Consider the following 15,828-nt stretch of genomic DNA (forward strand, 5'->3'; position numbering starts at 1 on the left):
AGTGCCCGAACAGGCGCGCAGAAGGAGTTACAGCATGATTGTCCGCCCGGTTAAAGTCAGTGACCTGCCCGCCTTGATGGCGCTGGTACAACAGGCCGGCCCGGGGTTCACCACCCTGCCGGTCAACGAAGATCGCCTGGCCCACCGCGTGCGTTGGGCGCAACGTGCATTCGCCGAGCAAGTGGAACGTGCCGATGCCGACTATCTGTTTGTGCTCGAAGACGATGACCAGCGCGTGGTCGGTGTCAGCGCAATGGCCGGAGCGGTCGGCCTGCGCGAGCCCTGGTACAACTATCGGGTCGGTTTGACGGTGAGTTCGGCGCCGGATCTGGGCATTCAACGCCAGATTCCCACGCTGTTCCTGAACAACGAATTGACCGGCCAATCGGAACTGTGCTCGCTGTTCCTGCGGCATGACCAGCGCCATGGCAGTAACGGTCGGCTTTTGTCGCTGGGGCGCTTGCTGTTCGTCGCCGAATTTCCGCATCTGTTTGGCGAAAAGATGATCGCCGAACTGCGCGGCAGCGCCGATGAACTGGGGTGTTCGCCGTTTTGGGACAGCCTGGGCCGGCATTTCTTCCAGATGGACTTCAGCCACGCCGATCACCTGTCGGGGCTGGGCAACAAATCGTTCATCGCCGAGCTGATGCCACGCCAGCCGCTGTACACCTGCCTGCTCACTGAGCAGGCCCAGGCCGCTATCGGTCAGGCGCATCCCAATACCGAGCCGGCGCTGAAAATCCTTCAGGCCGAAGGTTTTGCGCACAAAGGCTATATCGACATTTTCGATGGTGGCCCGGTGATCGAATCACCGATCCGAAACATCCGCACGGTGCGCGACAGCCTTGAGCTGACCTTGAGCCTCGGCAGCCCCGACGAGCAGGCCCCCTTGTGGCTGATCCACAACCGTCGCCTGGAAAACTGCCGCATCACCGTCGCTCGCGCCCGTTGCGTCGGCAGCAGCCTGGTGATCGACCGCCTCACGGCCAAACGCCTGCAACTGCAACCAGGCAACTCGGTACGGGCGGTGATGCTGCCCAATCAACAGCGGCATGCCGTGGCGGCATGAACCGGCCATGGAAATCTGCCGCCAAAGATGAATCCTTTCAGCCAAAGGCGCATGTTTAACCCCAGCCCCGCAAATTCGTCATGATCCTTGACCCATTCGCGTGATAGCCTTTTCATCCTTCGGCGTTGACACCTTTGCTCAAGCCCTTCCATTCCTTTGTATTGGTGGAACTCGTATGACCAGGCTTTCTCATCAAGATTTGCGCCGTAATTTCCGTCAACTGCTGGCATCCGATACCTGCTACCACACGGCTTCGGTGTTCGACCCGATGTCGGCCCGCATTGCCGCTGACCTGGGTTTTGAAGTGGGGATTCTCGGTGGTTCGGTGGCCTCGTTGCAGGTGCTCGGCGCCCCGGACTTTGCCCTGATCACCCTCAGCGAGTTTGCCGAACAGGCCACCCGCATTGGCCGCGTCGCCCAATTGCCGGTCATCGCCGACGCCGACCACGGCTACGGCAACGCCCTCAACGTGATGCGCACCATCGTCGAACTGGAACGCGCCGGCGTCGCCGCCCTGACCATCGAAGACACCTTGCTGCCCGCGCAATTCGGGCGCAAATCCACCGACCTGATCACGGTCGCCGAAGGCGTCGGCAAGATCCGCGCCGCACTCGAAGCCCGGGTCGATTCGGAAATGGCCATCATCGCCCGCACCAACGCCGGCATCCTGCCGAACCAGGAAATCATCAGCCGCACCCGTCAGTATCAGGCCGCAGGCGCCGATGGTATCTGCATGGTCGGGGTGCAGGATTTCGATCAGTTGGAACAAATCGCCGAACACCTGACCGTGCCGCTGATGCTGGTCACCTACGGCAACCCGGCACTGCGTGACGACAAGCGTCTGGCCGAACTGGGCGTGCGCGTGACCATCGATGGCCATGGCGCTTACTTCGCGGCCATCAAGGCCACCTACGACAGCCTGCGCGAACAGCGGCAGATTTTCACCCAGGCTTCGGACTTGAGCGCGACCGAACTGACGCACACCTATACCCAGCCGGAGGAGTACATTCTCTGGGCGAAGGAATACATGAGCGTCAAGGAGTAACGCGGTGGCCGGACTGACGTCAGCCGCTAAACCGGCGCCTTGTACGCCACCTCCCGCTGCATCGCCCGCGTCAGAATTCGCTCTATCGCGGATGCAACATAGAGGGACTCAGACCGAGTCGAGCAATGGCTGCCTGGGCAGGTTGTCGCAATTGCAGATCACCCGATTCCGCCCGCCGGCCTTGGCTTCGTACAACGCCTGATCGGCATCATTGAGCCAGCGCGTCGCATCGGCATGGGCCGGTTCGTACGCCGCCAGGCCAATACTCAAACTGACCTTCAACGCCGGATTCTGCTCGTAACCCAGCGTCGCGAAGCGCTCACGCAACGCCTCCATGGCCTGGGCGGCGTTGAACAGCGGCAACTCCGGGAGGATCACGCAGAATTCATCGCCCCCGTAACGCCCTGCAATGTCGGTCACGCGCAGGTTTTGCTTGAGCATTTTGCTCAACTGCCGTAGCACGATGTCGCCGGCCACATGGCCGTAGGTGTCGTTGATCGCCTTGAAATGGTCAATGTCGATCAACGCGATCGCCGCGCCCTGCTGCTGCCGTTTGCAGCGCTGAAAGGCAATCTCCAGTTGATCCTTCCACGCGCCGTGGTTGAGCAATCCGGTGAGGCTGTCGGTGCGGCTCAGGGCCAGCAATTCGCGTTTATGCAGGCCCAGCGTGTAGGCCTGACGAAAGCAGATCCAGCCCAGCGCCAACGGATACAGCATCAGCAACGGCAGGCAGGCATATAACTGCAAGGGCGTTGTCTGGGGAATGAACACCGGGGCAAACACCACCAGACCGACACACACACCGAGAATCTGCGCCGCCGTGCCGGCCAGCAAAAAACGCAAACCGCCGATGGCGACGTTATTCATCGCCATCATCGAAATGGTCGTGGCGCTGGGTAGCGGATTGAACTGCATCGCCGCAACCCAGAAACCGCCGAGAAACGCGTCGATCAACAGGTTTCGGTGTTCGGCGTAGTAAGGCACTTTGGCCCGACGCGCCCACTGAAACGCCAGATGTGGCCAGAGCAAGCCGTTGAACAGCATCAGGGCCCAAACCCACAGCGGCGGATCGAGCGGGTACATCGCCATGCTCACGCATAACAACCCCAACGCCAGACCGAGGATTCGCGATGTATAAAGCCTCCTGGCCAATGAAAGTCCCTTTCCCCCGGTGTTTCTCATAAGGGCCTCGTTCGTTTAAAAGAACCTTGGCGCACCGTCAGACGGATGTGTCTGGAGTCTATCAGGGCGACGTTAAATAGCCATCGCCGGCCCGCGAGCTCGACCCGGTACACAAACCCGCTCCCACAAAGCAAATATTTGGCTATACATGAAAGGAGGAAAACGGAAAAACAACTATAAGAAGGAGGCCCATGCAGATCTGCCAAGTGTTGATCATCGGCAGCGGTTTTGGTGGCCAGTGCGCGGCAGTCAATCTGCTCAAGGCCGGGATCGACGATTTTCGCCTGCTGGAACGGCGCGACTTCTTCGGCGGCACCTGGTGCCAGAACACCTACCCGGGCGCTGCCGTGGACGTGCCGTCGCCACTGTATTCACTGTCGTTCGCGCCGTACCGCTGGTCGCAGATGTTTGCCGGACAAGCGGAGTTGCACCGTTACACCGAGCATGTGATCGACGAGTTCGGCCTGCGCGAGCGGGTGGAACTGCAAGCCAATGTCGAACGCATCGAATGGGACGACACTGAAAAGCACTGGGCGGTCCACACCGGCACCAAGGGCACGTTCTACGCGCGGTTCCTGATCAACGCCACCGGCCCCTTGAGCCAACCGGTGATCCCGCACTTCCCCGGGCAGGAGCGCTTTGAAGGCAAGACGTTTCATACAAACCATTGGGATCACAGCTACGACTATCGCGGTAAACGCGTGGCCATCGTCGGCAGCGGTGCCAGCGCGGCACAGGTGATTCCGGCCATTGCGGCGCACGTCGAGCGACTGCATGTGTTCCAGCGCACGCCGCACTGGGTGTTGCCTCGCGCTGATCGCATCTTCGGGCCGGTTCAGCGTTGGCTACTGGGTTTGAAACCGGCTTACAAACTCCTGCGCTGGCTGATCTACTGGCAATTCGAAACCCGGGTCATCGCCTTCAAATACTCGAAACCGGCGATTCACCTGGTGCAAAAGCAAGCGCTGCGCTTTCTCAAACGCCAGGTAGCGGATCCAGAGCTGCAAGAAAAACTCACTCCCGACTTCACCATCGGCTGCAAGCGGGTACTGGTTTCGAGCACCTACTACCCGGCACTGACCCGACCCAACGTCACGCTGCACACCCGTGAGCAAGGTATCGCCTCCATCGATGAAACCGGGATCAACACCCAGGACGGCCAGCACCTTGATGTCGACCTGATTGTCTGGTCGACCGGTTACGACGCCACCGATGGCGTTATTTCCTACCCGGTCAGCGGAAAAAACGCCGTGCAACTCAGAGATGTCTGGGCCGAGTATCCCCGCGCCTACCTCGGCACCAGCCTGCCGGACTTCCCCAATCTGTTTATCGTCACCGGCCCCAACACGGGCATTGGCCACACTTCGGCGCTGTTTATTATCGAGTCGCAGATGAATTACATCCTCGACTGCATCCGCACCGTGCAAGCCAATGGTTTGCGCAGCATCGAAGTACGCCCCGAAGCGGAACGTACCTACACTGAGATGATCCACCGGGAGATGGAGCGCACCGTCTGGAAGTCCGGCGGCTGCCACAGTTGGTATCAAAGCAAGAGCGGTCATGTGATCGCGATGTTTCCCGGCTTCAGTTTCAGCTATTACCGGTTGACCCGGTCGCTGAAACCGGCCGACCACATTCTGTCCTGAACACGTAAAAGGAAGACGTCGATGCTTTTGCTGTTTGTCGCCCTCGCGGTTTTCGTGGCCTGGAGCTGGTTGAGTTATCCGGCGGTCGGTCATTGGCTCTATGACTTGAACATGGCCATCGAGGCCAAGTGGTACAAGCTGCACAAAATTGAAGTGCCCATCGCCGAGATGACGGTGTCGACCTGGCAGGGCGGGCCGTATGAGGCCGCCAGCGCGATCCTGATGCTGCACGGCTACAGTGGCGACAAGAACCTGTGGCTGCGCTTCTCCCGGCATTTTGTGCGTCAGTATCGGGTGATCATTCCGGACCTGGCCGGCCACGGTGAAACCGGCTTCAAGGCAGGAGGCGGTTACGACATTGCGCTGCAGGCCAAACGCATGATCCAGTTGCTCGACGTCTGCGGCGTGGAGAAGGTCCATGTGATCGGCAATTCAATGGGGGGCTACATTGCTGCGTGGCTGGCGGCGACGTATCCGGATCGCATTGCCTCGGTGGCGCTGATCGACCCGGCCGGTGTGACGGCACCGCAGGCCAGCGACATGGAGCGTCATCTGGCCCGAGGGCATAACCCGTTTTTGATCAACTCCCGGGAAGAATTCCGCCAGTTTTATGCCATGACCATGGCTTCGCCGCCGTGGGTGCCGAACCTGGTGCTGGATGCCATCGCCCAGCGCTACGAGCAGCAACGCGATGAACTGGAAGAGATCTTCCGCGACTTGCGCGCCAGCCCGCCGATGGAGCCGAAACTGGCCGACATCAAATGCCCCGCCCTGCTGCTGTGGGGGCGCAAGGATCGCTTGATCGACGTCAGCAGCGTGCCGGTCTGGAGCAAGGGCATCGCCAATTTGCGGGTGGACGTGTGGGATAACGTGGGGCACATGCCGATGGTCGAGCAGCCGGGGAATACCGCACGGTTGTACCGGGAGTTCTTGGGAAATCAGCGATGAACATCCTCTACGACGAGCGCCTCGACGGCCCGTTGCCTGAGGTGAACAAAGCTCAATTGCTCAAGGCCTTGCAGCAAGCCATCCCGGATCTCGACGTCTTGTGGCGCGATGAAGAGCTCAAGCCTTACGAATGCGATGGTTTGTCGGCTTACCGCACCACGCCCATGCTGGTTGCCCTGCCCCGTCGTCTTGATCAGGTGCAGGCGCTGCTCAAACTCTGCCATCAACAAAACGTCCCCGTTGTTGCCCGTGGCGCTGGCACCGGTTTGTCCGGCGGGGCCTTGCCACTGGCAAAAGGGCTGTTGCTGGTGATGGCGCGCTTCAACAACATCCTGCACATCGACCCGGCCGCGCGCACCGCACGAGTCCAACCGGGCGTGCGTAATCTGGCGATCTCCCAGGCTGGCGCACCGTTCGGGTTGTATTACGCGCCGGACCCATCGTCGCAAATCGCCTGCTCGATTGGCGGCAATGTTGCCGAAAACGCCGGGGGCGTGCACTGCCTCAAGTACGGTTTGACCGTACACAACGTGCTGAAAATCGAAGTCCTGACCATCGAGGGCGAACGCCTGACCCTGGGCTCTGACGCCCTCGATGCAGCGGGTTTCGACCTGCTCGCGCTGTTCACCGGCTCCGAAGGTTTGCTGGGGATCATCACCGAAGTCACGGTCAAACTGCTGCCAAAACCTCAAGTGGCGAAAGTGCTGCTGGCCAGTTTCGATTCCGTGGAAAAGGCTGGCCGGGCGGTGGCCGACATCATCGCGGCGGGAATCATTCCCGGCGGTCTGGAGATGATGGACAACCTCGCCATCCGTGCCGCCGAAGACTTCATCCACGCCGGTTACCCGGTCGACGCCGAGGCCATTCTGTTGTGTGAACTCGACGGCGTCGAAGCCGATGTCCACGACGATTGCCTGCGCGTGCGTGAGGTCATGAGTAAGGCCGGCGCCACCGAAGTACGCCAGGCACGCGACGAAGCCGAGCGCGTGCGCTTGTGGGCAGGACGCAAGAACGCGTTCCCGGCCATTGGCCGATTGTCGCCGGATTATTACTGCATGGACGGCACCATACCGCGCCGCGAACTGCCCGGTGTGCTGCAAGGCATCGCCCGCCTCGGCGCCGAATATGGTTTGCGCGTGGCCAACGTATTTCATGCCGGCGACGGCAACATGCACCCGCTGATCCTGTTCGACGCCAATCAGCCCGGCGAGCTGCACCGCGCCGAGGCCTTGGGCGGCAAGATCCTCGAATTGTGCGTGCAGGTGGGCGGCAGCATCACCGGCGAACACGGGGTCGGCCGCGAGAAGATCAATCAGATGTGCGCGCAGTTCAACAGCGCTGAACTGAGCCTGTTCCACGCCGTAAAAGCCGCGTTCGACCCGCAAGGCTTGCTCAACCCCGGCAAAAACATTCCAACCCTGCACCGCTGCGCCGAATTCGGCGCCATGCACATTCATGCCGGGCAACTGCCATTCCCCGAGCTGGAGCGTTTCTGATGGCCGAATTCGATGCCGCCAGCGCCCTGCTCGATCAGGTCAACGAGGCGCGGAACAGTGCCACGCCACTGAAAATCCAGGGCGGCAACAGCAAAGCGTTTCTGGGGCGCGAGGTGGCCGGCGAGGTACTCGACACCCGTGAGCATCGCGGCATTGTTCACTATGAGCCGACCGACCTGGTGATCACGGTTCGTGCCGGCACGCCATTAGCCGAACTGCTCGCGACGCTGGACGCTGCCGGGCAAATGTTGCCGTGCGAGCCGCCGGCGTTTGCTGAAAGCGCCACGGTCGGCGGCATGATCGCCACAGGCCTGTCCGGGCCCCGGCGGCCATGGTCGGGCTCGGTGCGCGATTTCGTCCTCGGCACTCGGGTGATCACCGGGCTCGGCCAGCACCTGCGTTTTGGCGGTGAAGTGATGAAAAACGTCGCCGGTTATGACCTGTCGCGGCTGATGACCGGCAGTTTCGGTTGCCTCGGCGTACTGACTGAAGTCTCGCTCAAAGTCCTGCCCAAACCTCGGCAATGCCTGAGCATCCGCCTCGACATCGACTGCGCCCGCGCCTTGGCCAATCTGGCCGAATGGGGCCAGCAACCGCTGCCCATCAGCGCGGCGTGTCACGATGGCGACAGTCTGTACCTGCGTCTTGAGGGAGGCGAAGGCTCGGTGACGGCGGCGCATCAACGCTTGGGCGGAGAGCCGCTGGACTCGGTGTTCTGGCGCGATTTGAACGAGCACCGTTTGCCGTTTTTCGACGAAGGCCTGCCGTTATGGCGCCTGTCATTGCCGAACAATCTCGGGCCACTGGACTTGTCCGGCAAGCAATGGATCGACTGGGCCGGCGCGCAACGCTGGCTCAAATCTGCCAACGAAGGCATTCACGCCCTCGCCGAGGGCCTTGGCGGCCACGCCACTTGCTTCACCCACGGCCACGACACTCCGTTTCAGCCGTTGGCGCCGGCACTGCTGCGCTATCACCGGCAACTCAAAACGCAACTCGACCCGCAAGGGCTGTTCAACCCCGGTCGAATGTACGCAGAGTTCTAGCCATGCAAACCACCCTCAGCGAGCAATCCCGCCAACTGCCCCGCGCCGCCGAGGCGGAAAAAATCCTGCGTACCTGCGTGCATTGCGGTTTTTGCAACGCAACGTGCCCGACTTATCAACTGCTCGGCGATGAACTCGATGGCCCGCGTGGGCGTATCTACCTGATCAAGCAAGTGCTTGAGGGCGCGCCGGCGACTGCGCAGACACAACTGCATCTGGATCGCTGCCTGTCGTGCCGCAACTGCGAAACCACCTGCCCGTCCGGCGTCGATTATCACAACTTGCTCGACATCGGCCGGGCAGTGGTCGATCAGGCGGTGCCGCGCCCGGTGGCGCAACGCATGCTGCGTGAAGGGTTGCGGGCACTCGCGCCGAATCCCGGTTTGTTTAAAGGTTTGTTGCGAGTGGGCACGACATTCCGGCCGCTGTTGCCGCGCATGATTGAAAGCAAACTGCCGCAGCACCTGCCGAGCTCGGGTGTGCGCCCGTCCCCACGGCATGCGCGCCGGGTTCTGCTGCTGGAAGGCTGCGTGCAACCAGGTTTGTCGCCCAATACCAATGACGCAACGGCGCGGGTGCTGGATCGCCTGGGGATCAGCATCACCCCGGTGGCCGAAGCCGGCTGCTGCGGCGCGCTGGACTATCACCTCGACGCCCAGGCCAAGGGCCTCGACCGCGCCCGGCAAAACATCGACGCGTGGTGGCCGCATCTGCAAAACGGCGCTGAAGCCATTGTGCAGACCACCAGCGGTTGCGGCGCGTTCATCAAGGATTACGGGCATTTGCTCAGGGACGATCCGCGCTATGCCGGCAAGGCACGGCGGATCAGCGAGCTGACCTTGGATCTGGTGCAAGTGCTTGCGCAAGAACCGCTGGAGCAGGTCTGTGCCGCCAGCGAACGACGGATCGCCGTGCATTGCCCGTGTACGTTGCAACACGCACTGAAACTCGGCGGCGCGGTGGAAGCCGTGCTGACGCGTTTGGGTTTCAACCTCACGGCCGTGCCGGACGGGCATTTGTGCTGCGGTTCGGCAGGCACCTACTCGCTGACGCAACCGGTGCTGGCCCGGCAACTGCGTGATAACCGCCTCAACGCGCTGGAAAGCGGCCGCCCGCAACTGATCGTCACTTCAAACATCGGTTGTCAGAGCCACCTGGCCAGTGCTGGACGCACACAGGTTTTGCACTGGGTCGAATGGGTGGATCAGTCGTTGGCAGAATGAAGTCCGTAGGATTCTTCGTTTGCCCGCGCAGGCGAAGGCTGCGATCTTTTCCTCCATCCATTACGTGACCGTGGCAGGAATTTTTTTCATGACAGTGCAGCCTTTCGTCAGCCCCGACCTGATTCGCCAACGCTTCTCCAAAGCGATGTCCGACATGTACCGCGAAGAAGTGCCGCTGTACGGCGCACTGCTGGCACTGGTGGAGCAGACCAACCGCGATGTGCTCGCACGTCAGCCAGACATCGCCCGACAGCTCAACAGCACGGGTGAAATCGAACGGCTTGACATGGAGCGCCATGGCGCGATCCGCGTCGGCACCGCGACTGAACTGGCCACCCTCGCCCGCCTGTTCGCCGTGATGGGCATGCAACCGGTGGGTTATTACGACCTGACGCCGGCGGGCGTACCGGTGCATTCCACCGCGTTTCGTGCGGTGCATGAAGAGGCGCTGCAAATCAGCCCATTTCGCGTGTTTACCTCGTTGTTACGCCTGGAGTTGATTGACGATCCTGAACTGCGCGCCTTTGCCGAATCGGTGCTGGCCAAGCGTTCAATCTTTACTGAGGCGGCATTACGTTTGATCGCACAGGCTGAGACGGCCGGAGGACTGAATGAGGCAGACGCCGCGGAGTTTGTCCTACAGGCACTGGAGACCTTTCGCTGGCATCACAGCGCAACCGTCACCGCCGCGCAGTACCAGACGCTCAGCGCCCAGCATCGTTTGATCGCTGACGTCGTCGCGTTCAAAGGCCCGCACATCAACCACCTGACACCGCGCACACTGGATATCGACAGCGTGCAGGCGCAGATGCCAACCCACGGCATCACCCCAAAAGCGGTGATCGAAGGCCCACCACGCCGGCAGTGCCCGATCTTGCTGCGTCAGACCAGTTTCAAAGCGTTGGACGAACCAATCGCCTTCACCGACCAGCGTGAAACCCGCGGCAGCCACAGCGCCCGTTTCGGCGAAATCGAACAACGCGGCGCAGCGCTGACGCCCAAGGGCCGGGCGCTGTATGACCGTTTACTGAATGCCGCCCGCGACGAACTCGGCGACTTCCCCAATGAAGCCAACGCCGCACGCTACAACGCGCTGATGACTCAACACTTTGGCGAATTTCCTGACAGCGTCGAGGGCATGCGCGAACAGGGCCTGGCGTACTTTCGCTATTTCGCCACGGAAAAAGGCGTGGCGGCGGGTAGCCTAAATGCCGCTTCTTTGGAGGATTTGTTACGCGACGGTTATGTGAAAGCTGAACCGCTGGTGTACGAAGATTTCCTGCCAGTCAGTGCGGCGGGGATCTTTCAATCGAACCTTGGGGATGCAGCGCAGGCCCACTATGGCGAACATTCCAACCGACAGGCATTCGAGCAGGCGCTGGGACGCTCGACGATTGATGAATTGGGGTTGTATGCGCAAACCCAGCAACGTTCGATTGAAGAATGCGTTGCTGCGCTTGAATCTCGCCAATAGTGGCCACACGCCACTGTGCGCAACTTCTTGCGCACTCAAATGTGGATAACCGTGTGGGCATATCCCTACAGCCCACGTAATCCGTTCTGTACAGACGAGTGCGCAAGAAGTTGCGCACTTCAGACCTCAAATCGGCCTCTGGCAGATCGTTGACGGCGAACCGTTGCGACAACTTTGTGCGTACCAATACGACGCCTATGGCGGCCTGGTTCAGGCGCAGGGCGAGAACTGCGCAGTCTGGTCGTATCAGTACCAGCATCACCTGATCACTCGTTACACCGACCGTACCGGGCGTGGCATGAACCTTGAGTGGGACGGCCAGGGCGCCAAGGCCAAAGCCGTGCGCGAATGGGCCGACGATGGCAGTTTCGACACGCGTCTGGAGTGGGACGAAAACATCCGTCTGACCTTCGTCACCGACGCGCTTGGCAACGAGACCTGGCACTACTACGACATCCTTGGCTACACCTACCGCATCCGTTACGCGGATGAGCGTTCGGAATGGTTCTTCCGTGACGAGGCCAAGAACATCGTGCGCCGCGTGAATGCCGATGGCAGCACGGATCGCTACAGCTACGATGAACGCAGCAACCTGCTCGAACACATCCGAGCCGATCACACGGTGATGCATTACGCCTACGACGACCAAGACATGCTGATCAAAATCAGTGATGCCGAGGGTGGTCAGTGGCAACGCGCCTATGACGACCAAGGCAACCTGGTCGAAGCGCTCGATCCGCTGGGCAACAAAACCGAATACGCCTACAACAAATCCGGTCAGCCCACCGCGATCAAGGACGCCAACGGCAACGAAAAGACGTTGGACTACAACGACGCCGGGCAACTGGTCGAGTACGTCGATTGCTCAGGCAAAACCAGTGCTTGGGAATACAACGAACTGGGGCAGATGATCTGCTTCACCGACGCCGCCGGAAACGCCACCGAATACGAATACAAGGCCGGGCAGCTGGTGCTGATCAAGCACCCGGACAAAACTGAAGAGCGTTTCGAGCGTGATGCCGAGAGTAGATTGTTGGCACATGTTGATGGTCTGGATCGTTGTACCACCTGGAGCTACAGCGCGGCCGGTTTGATCGCCGAACGTGTTGATGCCGCCGAGCAAACCCTGCGCTATCGCTGGGACCGTCTCGGACGGCTAACCGCCCTGGAAAACGAAAACGAACAACGCGCGCACTTCCACTATGACCCGGTCGGACGCCTGCTGGAAGAGAGCGGATTTGACGGGCGCAGCACTCGCTATCAGTACGACCCGATAACTGGTCGCCTCGCCCAATTGATCAATGGCAAACGCATCATCTCGGCGAGCTTTGACCCGATGGGCCGCCTGATCGAGCGTCGCGCTACCCTGGGCGAGCAGTCGCAAAGCGAGACTTTTGCCTACGACGGCAACGGCAATATGGTGCTGGCTGACAACGCTGACAGCCGTCTGCAATGGTTCCACGACCCGGCCGGCAATCTGCTGCGCGAATACCAGCATTACCTCGGGCTGGAAAAGCCCACCGTCGCGATCTGGCAGCACGAGTACGATGTGCTCAATCAACGTGTTGCCACCGTACGCCCGGACGGCCACCGCGTCAGTTGGCTCACTTACGGCAGCGGCCACCTACTGGGCATACGCCTGGATGAACATGAACTGATCGGCTACGAACGCGACGACCTGCACCGCGAAGTTGCCCGTCATCAAGGTAACCATTTGCTGCAAACCCAAAGCTGGGACCCGGCCGAACGCTTGCAGGAGCAACTGTTGGGACGCAGCGATGAGAAGTCCACGCTGCTCAAGCGCGAATACAAATACGACGCTGCCGGCCAACTGACTGACATCAACGACAGCCGCCGCGGGCCAATCGCCTATCGCTACGATCCGGTCGGTCGTCTGCTCAGCGCCACCACACGTCAAGGCATGGAAACCTTCGCCTTCGACCCGGCCGGCAACCTGCTCGACGACAAGGCGACAGAAATTCTCCGACCACTGGACCTGACCCCAGCGCGCAGCAAACTCGTCGATAACCTGCTGCGTGAATACGCCGGCACCCACTACGACTATGACGAACGCGGTAATCAGATCCAGCGCTGGCACAACGGCCAACGCAGTGATCTGCGTTGGGACCTGTTTGATCGGCTGGTGCATTTTGAAGATCCTCGTCTGAGCGTGGATTTCGCTTACGACGCATTGGGACGCCGCCTGCACAAAAACTCCCGCGCGCACTACAAACAGCGGCCTGAAGCCGGTTCCCTCTGGAACAGAAACGAGCACGCCCGCAAACAGCGTGAACTGGGCTGCGGTTTTACGCTTTACGGATGGGATGGCGACAACCTCGCGTGGGAAAGTAGCCTGGCGCAGGGCGATGGCGAGCCGGGTCGCACAGTGCATTACGTCTTTGAACCGGGCACTTTCATACCCGTCGCTCAAGCTGTGCGCCACGCGCCGATCAAGCTCATGGGGCAGCCTGATTACAGCGGTGAGTACAGCCTTGATGAGGATCCACTGTGGAATCACAAAGCTACGGCATTACCGTTTGATGCGTTGGCCTGGTATCAGTGTGATCACTTGGGGACGCCGCAGGAGCTGACGGATTCACAAGGCAACATGGCCTGGACCGCGCAGTACAAGGCTTGGGGGCAGGTGACGGAGCAGCGTTCAGAATGGGCGCGGCAGCATGGTGTGACGAATCCGATACGGTTCCAGGGGCAGTATCACGATCATGAGACTGGGCTGCACTACAATCGATATAGGTACTATGATCCGAGGGTTGGGCGGTTTATTTCGCAGGATCCTATTGGCTTCGCGGGCGGCATTAACATCTACCAGTATGCGCCAAACGCCAATGGTTGGATTGATCCGCTTGGATTGGTTAAAGGTACAAATGAAAAAGGTCAGGTCACGAGTCGTGGAGGATGGAGAAAGGCATCTGTAAGGGACGCATGGAATAGTGCTCTTCCCGGACCGAACGGAGGCAAAATCTGTCCTGTGTGCGAAACAGAAGTAGAAGTTGCCCCAGGAACAGGTCCGCGAGATTGGGATATGGATCACCATCCCGATCCGTGGAGCAAAAGAGATTTCCCAGACGGCGTAAGTCGAAAAGAGGTTCTCGACAATTACCAGACGGGCGTTATTCTAAAATGCCCATCCTGCAACCGTAGAGAAGGAAATCGAAAATGAGCATTATTGAACATATAGAGAAGCACTTTGGGAAAATTTACCAAGGGTGGGACTTTTCTGAAGGTGCACATTCTTATCAAGTAGTTGAGTGTCGGGATGGTAGTGTGGAAGGTGTTGTCACATTTTGTACGCTAGGCCTTTCACATGTAGGACTTAAGTCTTCGGTGCCTGCACAAGTAATACACCACGAATTGTTATTGTCTATTGATCAGAATGAGATTCCCAAGAATGCAGTCGCAATCGTAAAGCAACTTGCAGATGATGCTATTGGATCCAGTTGCGCCTTGTTGAATAATCAGTTAATACAGAGGGAGGGAGTTGTTTTTGATGATTGCTCGCTCTCTGCTGTATGGATCAAGCCTCCGGTTTTTTTTGGAGATGAATCATTTTCTTATACTGGGCCTGATACGCATGGCCTTACATTCGTTTTTGCGTGGATTGTTCCAGTGTTTGACTCGGAGCTTAAATATATTGAACAAAAAGGTGCGGATGCTTTTGAAGTATTGCTTGAAGAAACATCGATTGATTTGTTTTCCCTAAGTAGGGATAGCTTGGTCGCTTGAATTTATAGTGCAAGCTTTCTTTGCTCCGTTTTCTGCAACGAGCTTAATTGAGTTTAGTGGGGCGTTGTGGAAAACGGATATCTGAAGGCGGGGTGATGATATGACAGATGCTATTCGCCTAGGCGATTCCACTTCACATGGTGGTAAGGTTCTAGAAGCTTTCTCCCAAACTAATCTGAATGGAAAGCCAATTTCTGGGCTCGGTCATAAGGTCAGCTGTCCATTGTGCAAGGGCGTTTTTCCGATTGCTGAGGGCAGCAGGACCTATACTGTCGATGGCACGCCTATCGCGCTGGACGGGATGAAGACCGCCTGTGGCGCAGCCCTTATCGCTAGTGGCCCGAAAGGTGCTGTAATCAGCTAATTTTCTGAATTTCGTCTACTTTATAACTCCCGTGTTCGGCTTATCCGTTGTTCTGCTGGATAATAAATTGGACCATTAGAACTTTGGATATCCGCTTCTGTCCGTTAGCAAACTTTTGCATAGTGCAGCGTAATCTTGGCCGACCGGATACGCGCAGTGACAGACAGAGCCGCGCCTTCCTACGGCGGCGTATGAATTTAAAGTTCGGAGTGCAGGGTGTTTCAAAGTCTCGGAGGCATATGTGCTTTATCAAGGCGTCGATGAATCAGAGAGACGATTGTAAGCAAATACTCCGCATCTTCTTTGGTCATAGTCCAGTGTATTCGAGCCTCATAGGCCGCAGGGTTTCGAAACATCCCAAATGTGCCCCGAACGAAGTTCGCAAGTAACCGCTCCATGAACTACACATTCAAAGCACTCCCCTGACGCCGGATGCTGTGCTCCCGTTTTTCTCCGGAGCCAGCCCCCGCCATGATGCGACCCGACGCCAAAGTTGAAAAAGTGTACCTCTACCCCAAACCCGTGGACTTGCGAAAATCCATCGACGGCCTCGCCGCTCTGGTCGAACTGGACCTCAAGGTCGCGGTGTTT

General features: G+C 59.1%; 13 protein-coding genes and 2 pseudogenes. 13 read left to right on the plus strand and 2 right to left on the minus strand.

The genetic code is table 11. The features are described 5' to 3' along the window. The first annotated feature begins 34 nt into the window (after positions 1–34). Together astA and AACY11_RS11040 are read left to right on the plus strand one after the other, a co-directional pair. Entirely contained in the window at positions 35–1,069 is a 1,035-nt protein-coding gene (astA, locus tag AACY11_RS11035; RefSeq protein WP_339433931.1) for an arginine N-succinyltransferase, read from the plus strand. Between the two features lie 175 nt (positions 1,070–1,244). After that, positions 1,245–2,114 (plus strand): isocitrate lyase/PEP mutase family protein, encoded by an 870-nt coding sequence (locus AACY11_RS11040; RefSeq protein WP_221733829.1) that lies wholly within the window; start codon positions 1,245–1,247, stop codon positions 2,112–2,114. 108 nt (positions 2,115–2,222) lie between these two features. Here the strand turns inward: AACY11_RS11040 and AACY11_RS11045 are convergent, their stop codons facing one another. Further along, positions 2,223–3,296 (minus strand): diguanylate cyclase, encoded by a 1,074-nt coding sequence (locus AACY11_RS11045; RefSeq protein ID WP_339433932.1) that lies wholly within the window; start codon positions 3,294–3,296, stop codon positions 2,223–2,225. 191 nt (positions 3,297–3,487) lie between these two features. Between AACY11_RS11045 and AACY11_RS11050 the strand changes: the two genes are divergently transcribed. From AACY11_RS11050 to AACY11_RS11095, 10 genes and pseudogenes are all read left to right on the plus strand, one after another. Then, positions 3,488–4,942, plus strand: coding sequence for a flavin-containing monooxygenase (locus AACY11_RS11050; protein ID WP_339494746.1), 1,455 nt, complete (start codon positions 3,488–3,490; stop codon positions 4,940–4,942). A 21-nt stretch (positions 4,943–4,963) separates the two neighbouring features. Then, positions 4,964–5,890 (plus strand): alpha/beta fold hydrolase, encoded by a 927-nt coding sequence (locus tag AACY11_RS11055; protein ID WP_339433934.1) that lies wholly within the window; start codon positions 4,964–4,966, stop codon positions 5,888–5,890. Continuing rightward, positions 5,887–7,386: a glycolate oxidase subunit GlcD gene (glcD, locus tag AACY11_RS11060; protein ID WP_339494747.1), complete on the plus strand. Its 1,500-nt coding sequence runs from the start codon at positions 5,887–5,889 to the stop codon at positions 7,384–7,386. The genes AACY11_RS11055 and glcD overlap by 4 nt, the downstream gene beginning before the upstream one ends. Beyond that, a complete protein-coding gene (glcE, locus tag AACY11_RS11065; protein ID WP_339494748.1) occupies positions 7,386–8,432 on the plus strand; it encodes a glycolate oxidase subunit GlcE in 1,047 nt (348 codons plus the stop codon). Before glcD ends, glcE begins: the two co-directional genes overlap by 1 nt. Positions 8,433–8,434: 2 nt before the next feature. Further along, positions 8,435–9,655 carry a glycolate oxidase subunit GlcF gene (glcF, locus tag AACY11_RS11070; protein ID WP_339433937.1) on the plus strand — a complete coding sequence of 407 codons (1,221 nt, stop codon included), beginning with the start codon at positions 8,435–8,437 and terminating at the stop codon, positions 9,653–9,655. A gap of 88 nt (positions 9,656–9,743) precedes the next feature. Beyond that, positions 9,744–11,129, plus strand: coding sequence for a 2-oxoadipate dioxygenase/decarboxylase HglS (gene hglS / locus AACY11_RS11075; RefSeq protein ID WP_339494749.1), 1,386 nt, complete (start codon positions 9,744–9,746; stop codon positions 11,127–11,129). 133 nt (positions 11,130–11,262) lie between these two features. Then, a pseudogene (locus AACY11_RS11080) lies at positions 11,263–14,022 on the plus strand (RHS repeat-associated core domain-containing protein); the annotation flags it as partial. An 87-nt stretch (positions 14,023–14,109) separates the two neighbouring features. Continuing rightward, positions 14,110–14,310 (plus strand): annotated as a pseudogene (locus tag AACY11_RS11085) (GH-E family nuclease); the annotation flags it as partial. Continuing rightward, positions 14,307–14,873 (plus strand): suppressor of fused domain protein, encoded by a 567-nt coding sequence (locus AACY11_RS11090; protein WP_339466791.1) that lies wholly within the window; start codon positions 14,307–14,309, stop codon positions 14,871–14,873. The pseudogene AACY11_RS11085 and the gene AACY11_RS11090, both read left to right, overlap by 4 nt. A gap of 100 nt (positions 14,874–14,973) precedes the next feature. Beyond that, the gene (locus tag AACY11_RS11095; RefSeq protein WP_339434350.1) at positions 14,974–15,237 is read left to right on the plus strand and encodes a PAAR domain-containing protein; all 264 of its coding nucleotides are present in this window, start codon (positions 14,974–14,976) and stop codon (positions 15,235–15,237) included. Positions 15,238–15,458: 221 nt separating this feature from the next. On the opposite strand, the gene AACY11_RS28365 is transcribed toward AACY11_RS11095, so the two are convergent. Then, positions 15,459–15,635, minus strand: a complete 177-nt coding sequence (locus tag AACY11_RS28365; RefSeq protein ID WP_445261969.1) for a TIGR02391 family protein — start codon at positions 15,633–15,635, stop codon at positions 15,459–15,461. Positions 15,636–15,711: 76 nt separating this feature from the next. Here AACY11_RS28365 and tnpB point away from each other — a divergent pair. Continuing rightward, positions 15,712–15,828, plus strand: a 117-nt coding sequence (gene tnpB / locus AACY11_RS11100; RefSeq protein ID WP_339494753.1) for an IS66 family insertion sequence element accessory protein TnpB, incomplete at its 3' end; no start/stop codon positions are given.

The sequence above is a fragment of the Pseudomonas sp. RA_105y_Pfl2_P56 genome (assembly GCF_963970845.1).
GTDB classification, from domain to species: Bacteria; Pseudomonadota; Gammaproteobacteria; order Pseudomonadales; family Pseudomonadaceae; genus Aquipseudomonas; species Aquipseudomonas baetica_A.

Coding starts and splice junctions, on each gene's coding strand:
- AACY11_RS11095 (WP_339434350.1), top strand. CDS start 14,974: ATGACAGATGCTATTCGCCTAGGCGATTCCACTTCACATGGTGGTAAG.
- glcE (WP_339494748.1), top strand. CDS start 7,386: ATGGCCGAATTCGATGCCGCCAGCGCCCTGCTCGATCAGGTCAACGAG.
- glcD (WP_339494747.1), top strand. CDS start 5,887: ATGAACATCCTCTACGACGAGCGCCTCGACGGCCCGTTGCCTGAGGTG.
- AACY11_RS28365 (WP_445261969.1), bottom strand. CDS start 15,635: ATGGAGCGGTTACTTGCGAACTTCGTTCGGGGCACATTTGGGATGTTT.
- glcF (WP_339433937.1), top strand. CDS start 8,435: ATGCAAACCACCCTCAGCGAGCAATCCCGCCAACTGCCCCGCGCCGCC.
- astA (WP_339433931.1), top strand. CDS start 35: ATGATTGTCCGCCCGGTTAAAGTCAGTGACCTGCCCGCCTTGATGGCG.
- AACY11_RS11040 (WP_221733829.1), top strand. CDS start 1,245: ATGACCAGGCTTTCTCATCAAGATTTGCGCCGTAATTTCCGTCAACTG.
- AACY11_RS11090 (WP_339466791.1), top strand. CDS start 14,307: ATGAGCATTATTGAACATATAGAGAAGCACTTTGGGAAAATTTACCAA.
- hglS (WP_339494749.1), top strand. CDS start 9,744: ATGACAGTGCAGCCTTTCGTCAGCCCCGACCTGATTCGCCAACGCTTC.
- AACY11_RS11050 (WP_339494746.1), top strand. CDS start 3,488: ATGCAGATCTGCCAAGTGTTGATCATCGGCAGCGGTTTTGGTGGCCAG.
- AACY11_RS11045 (WP_339433932.1), bottom strand. CDS start 3,296: ATGAGAAACACCGGGGGAAAGGGACTTTCATTGGCCAGGAGGCTTTAT.
- AACY11_RS11055 (WP_339433934.1), top strand. CDS start 4,964: ATGCTTTTGCTGTTTGTCGCCCTCGCGGTTTTCGTGGCCTGGAGCTGG.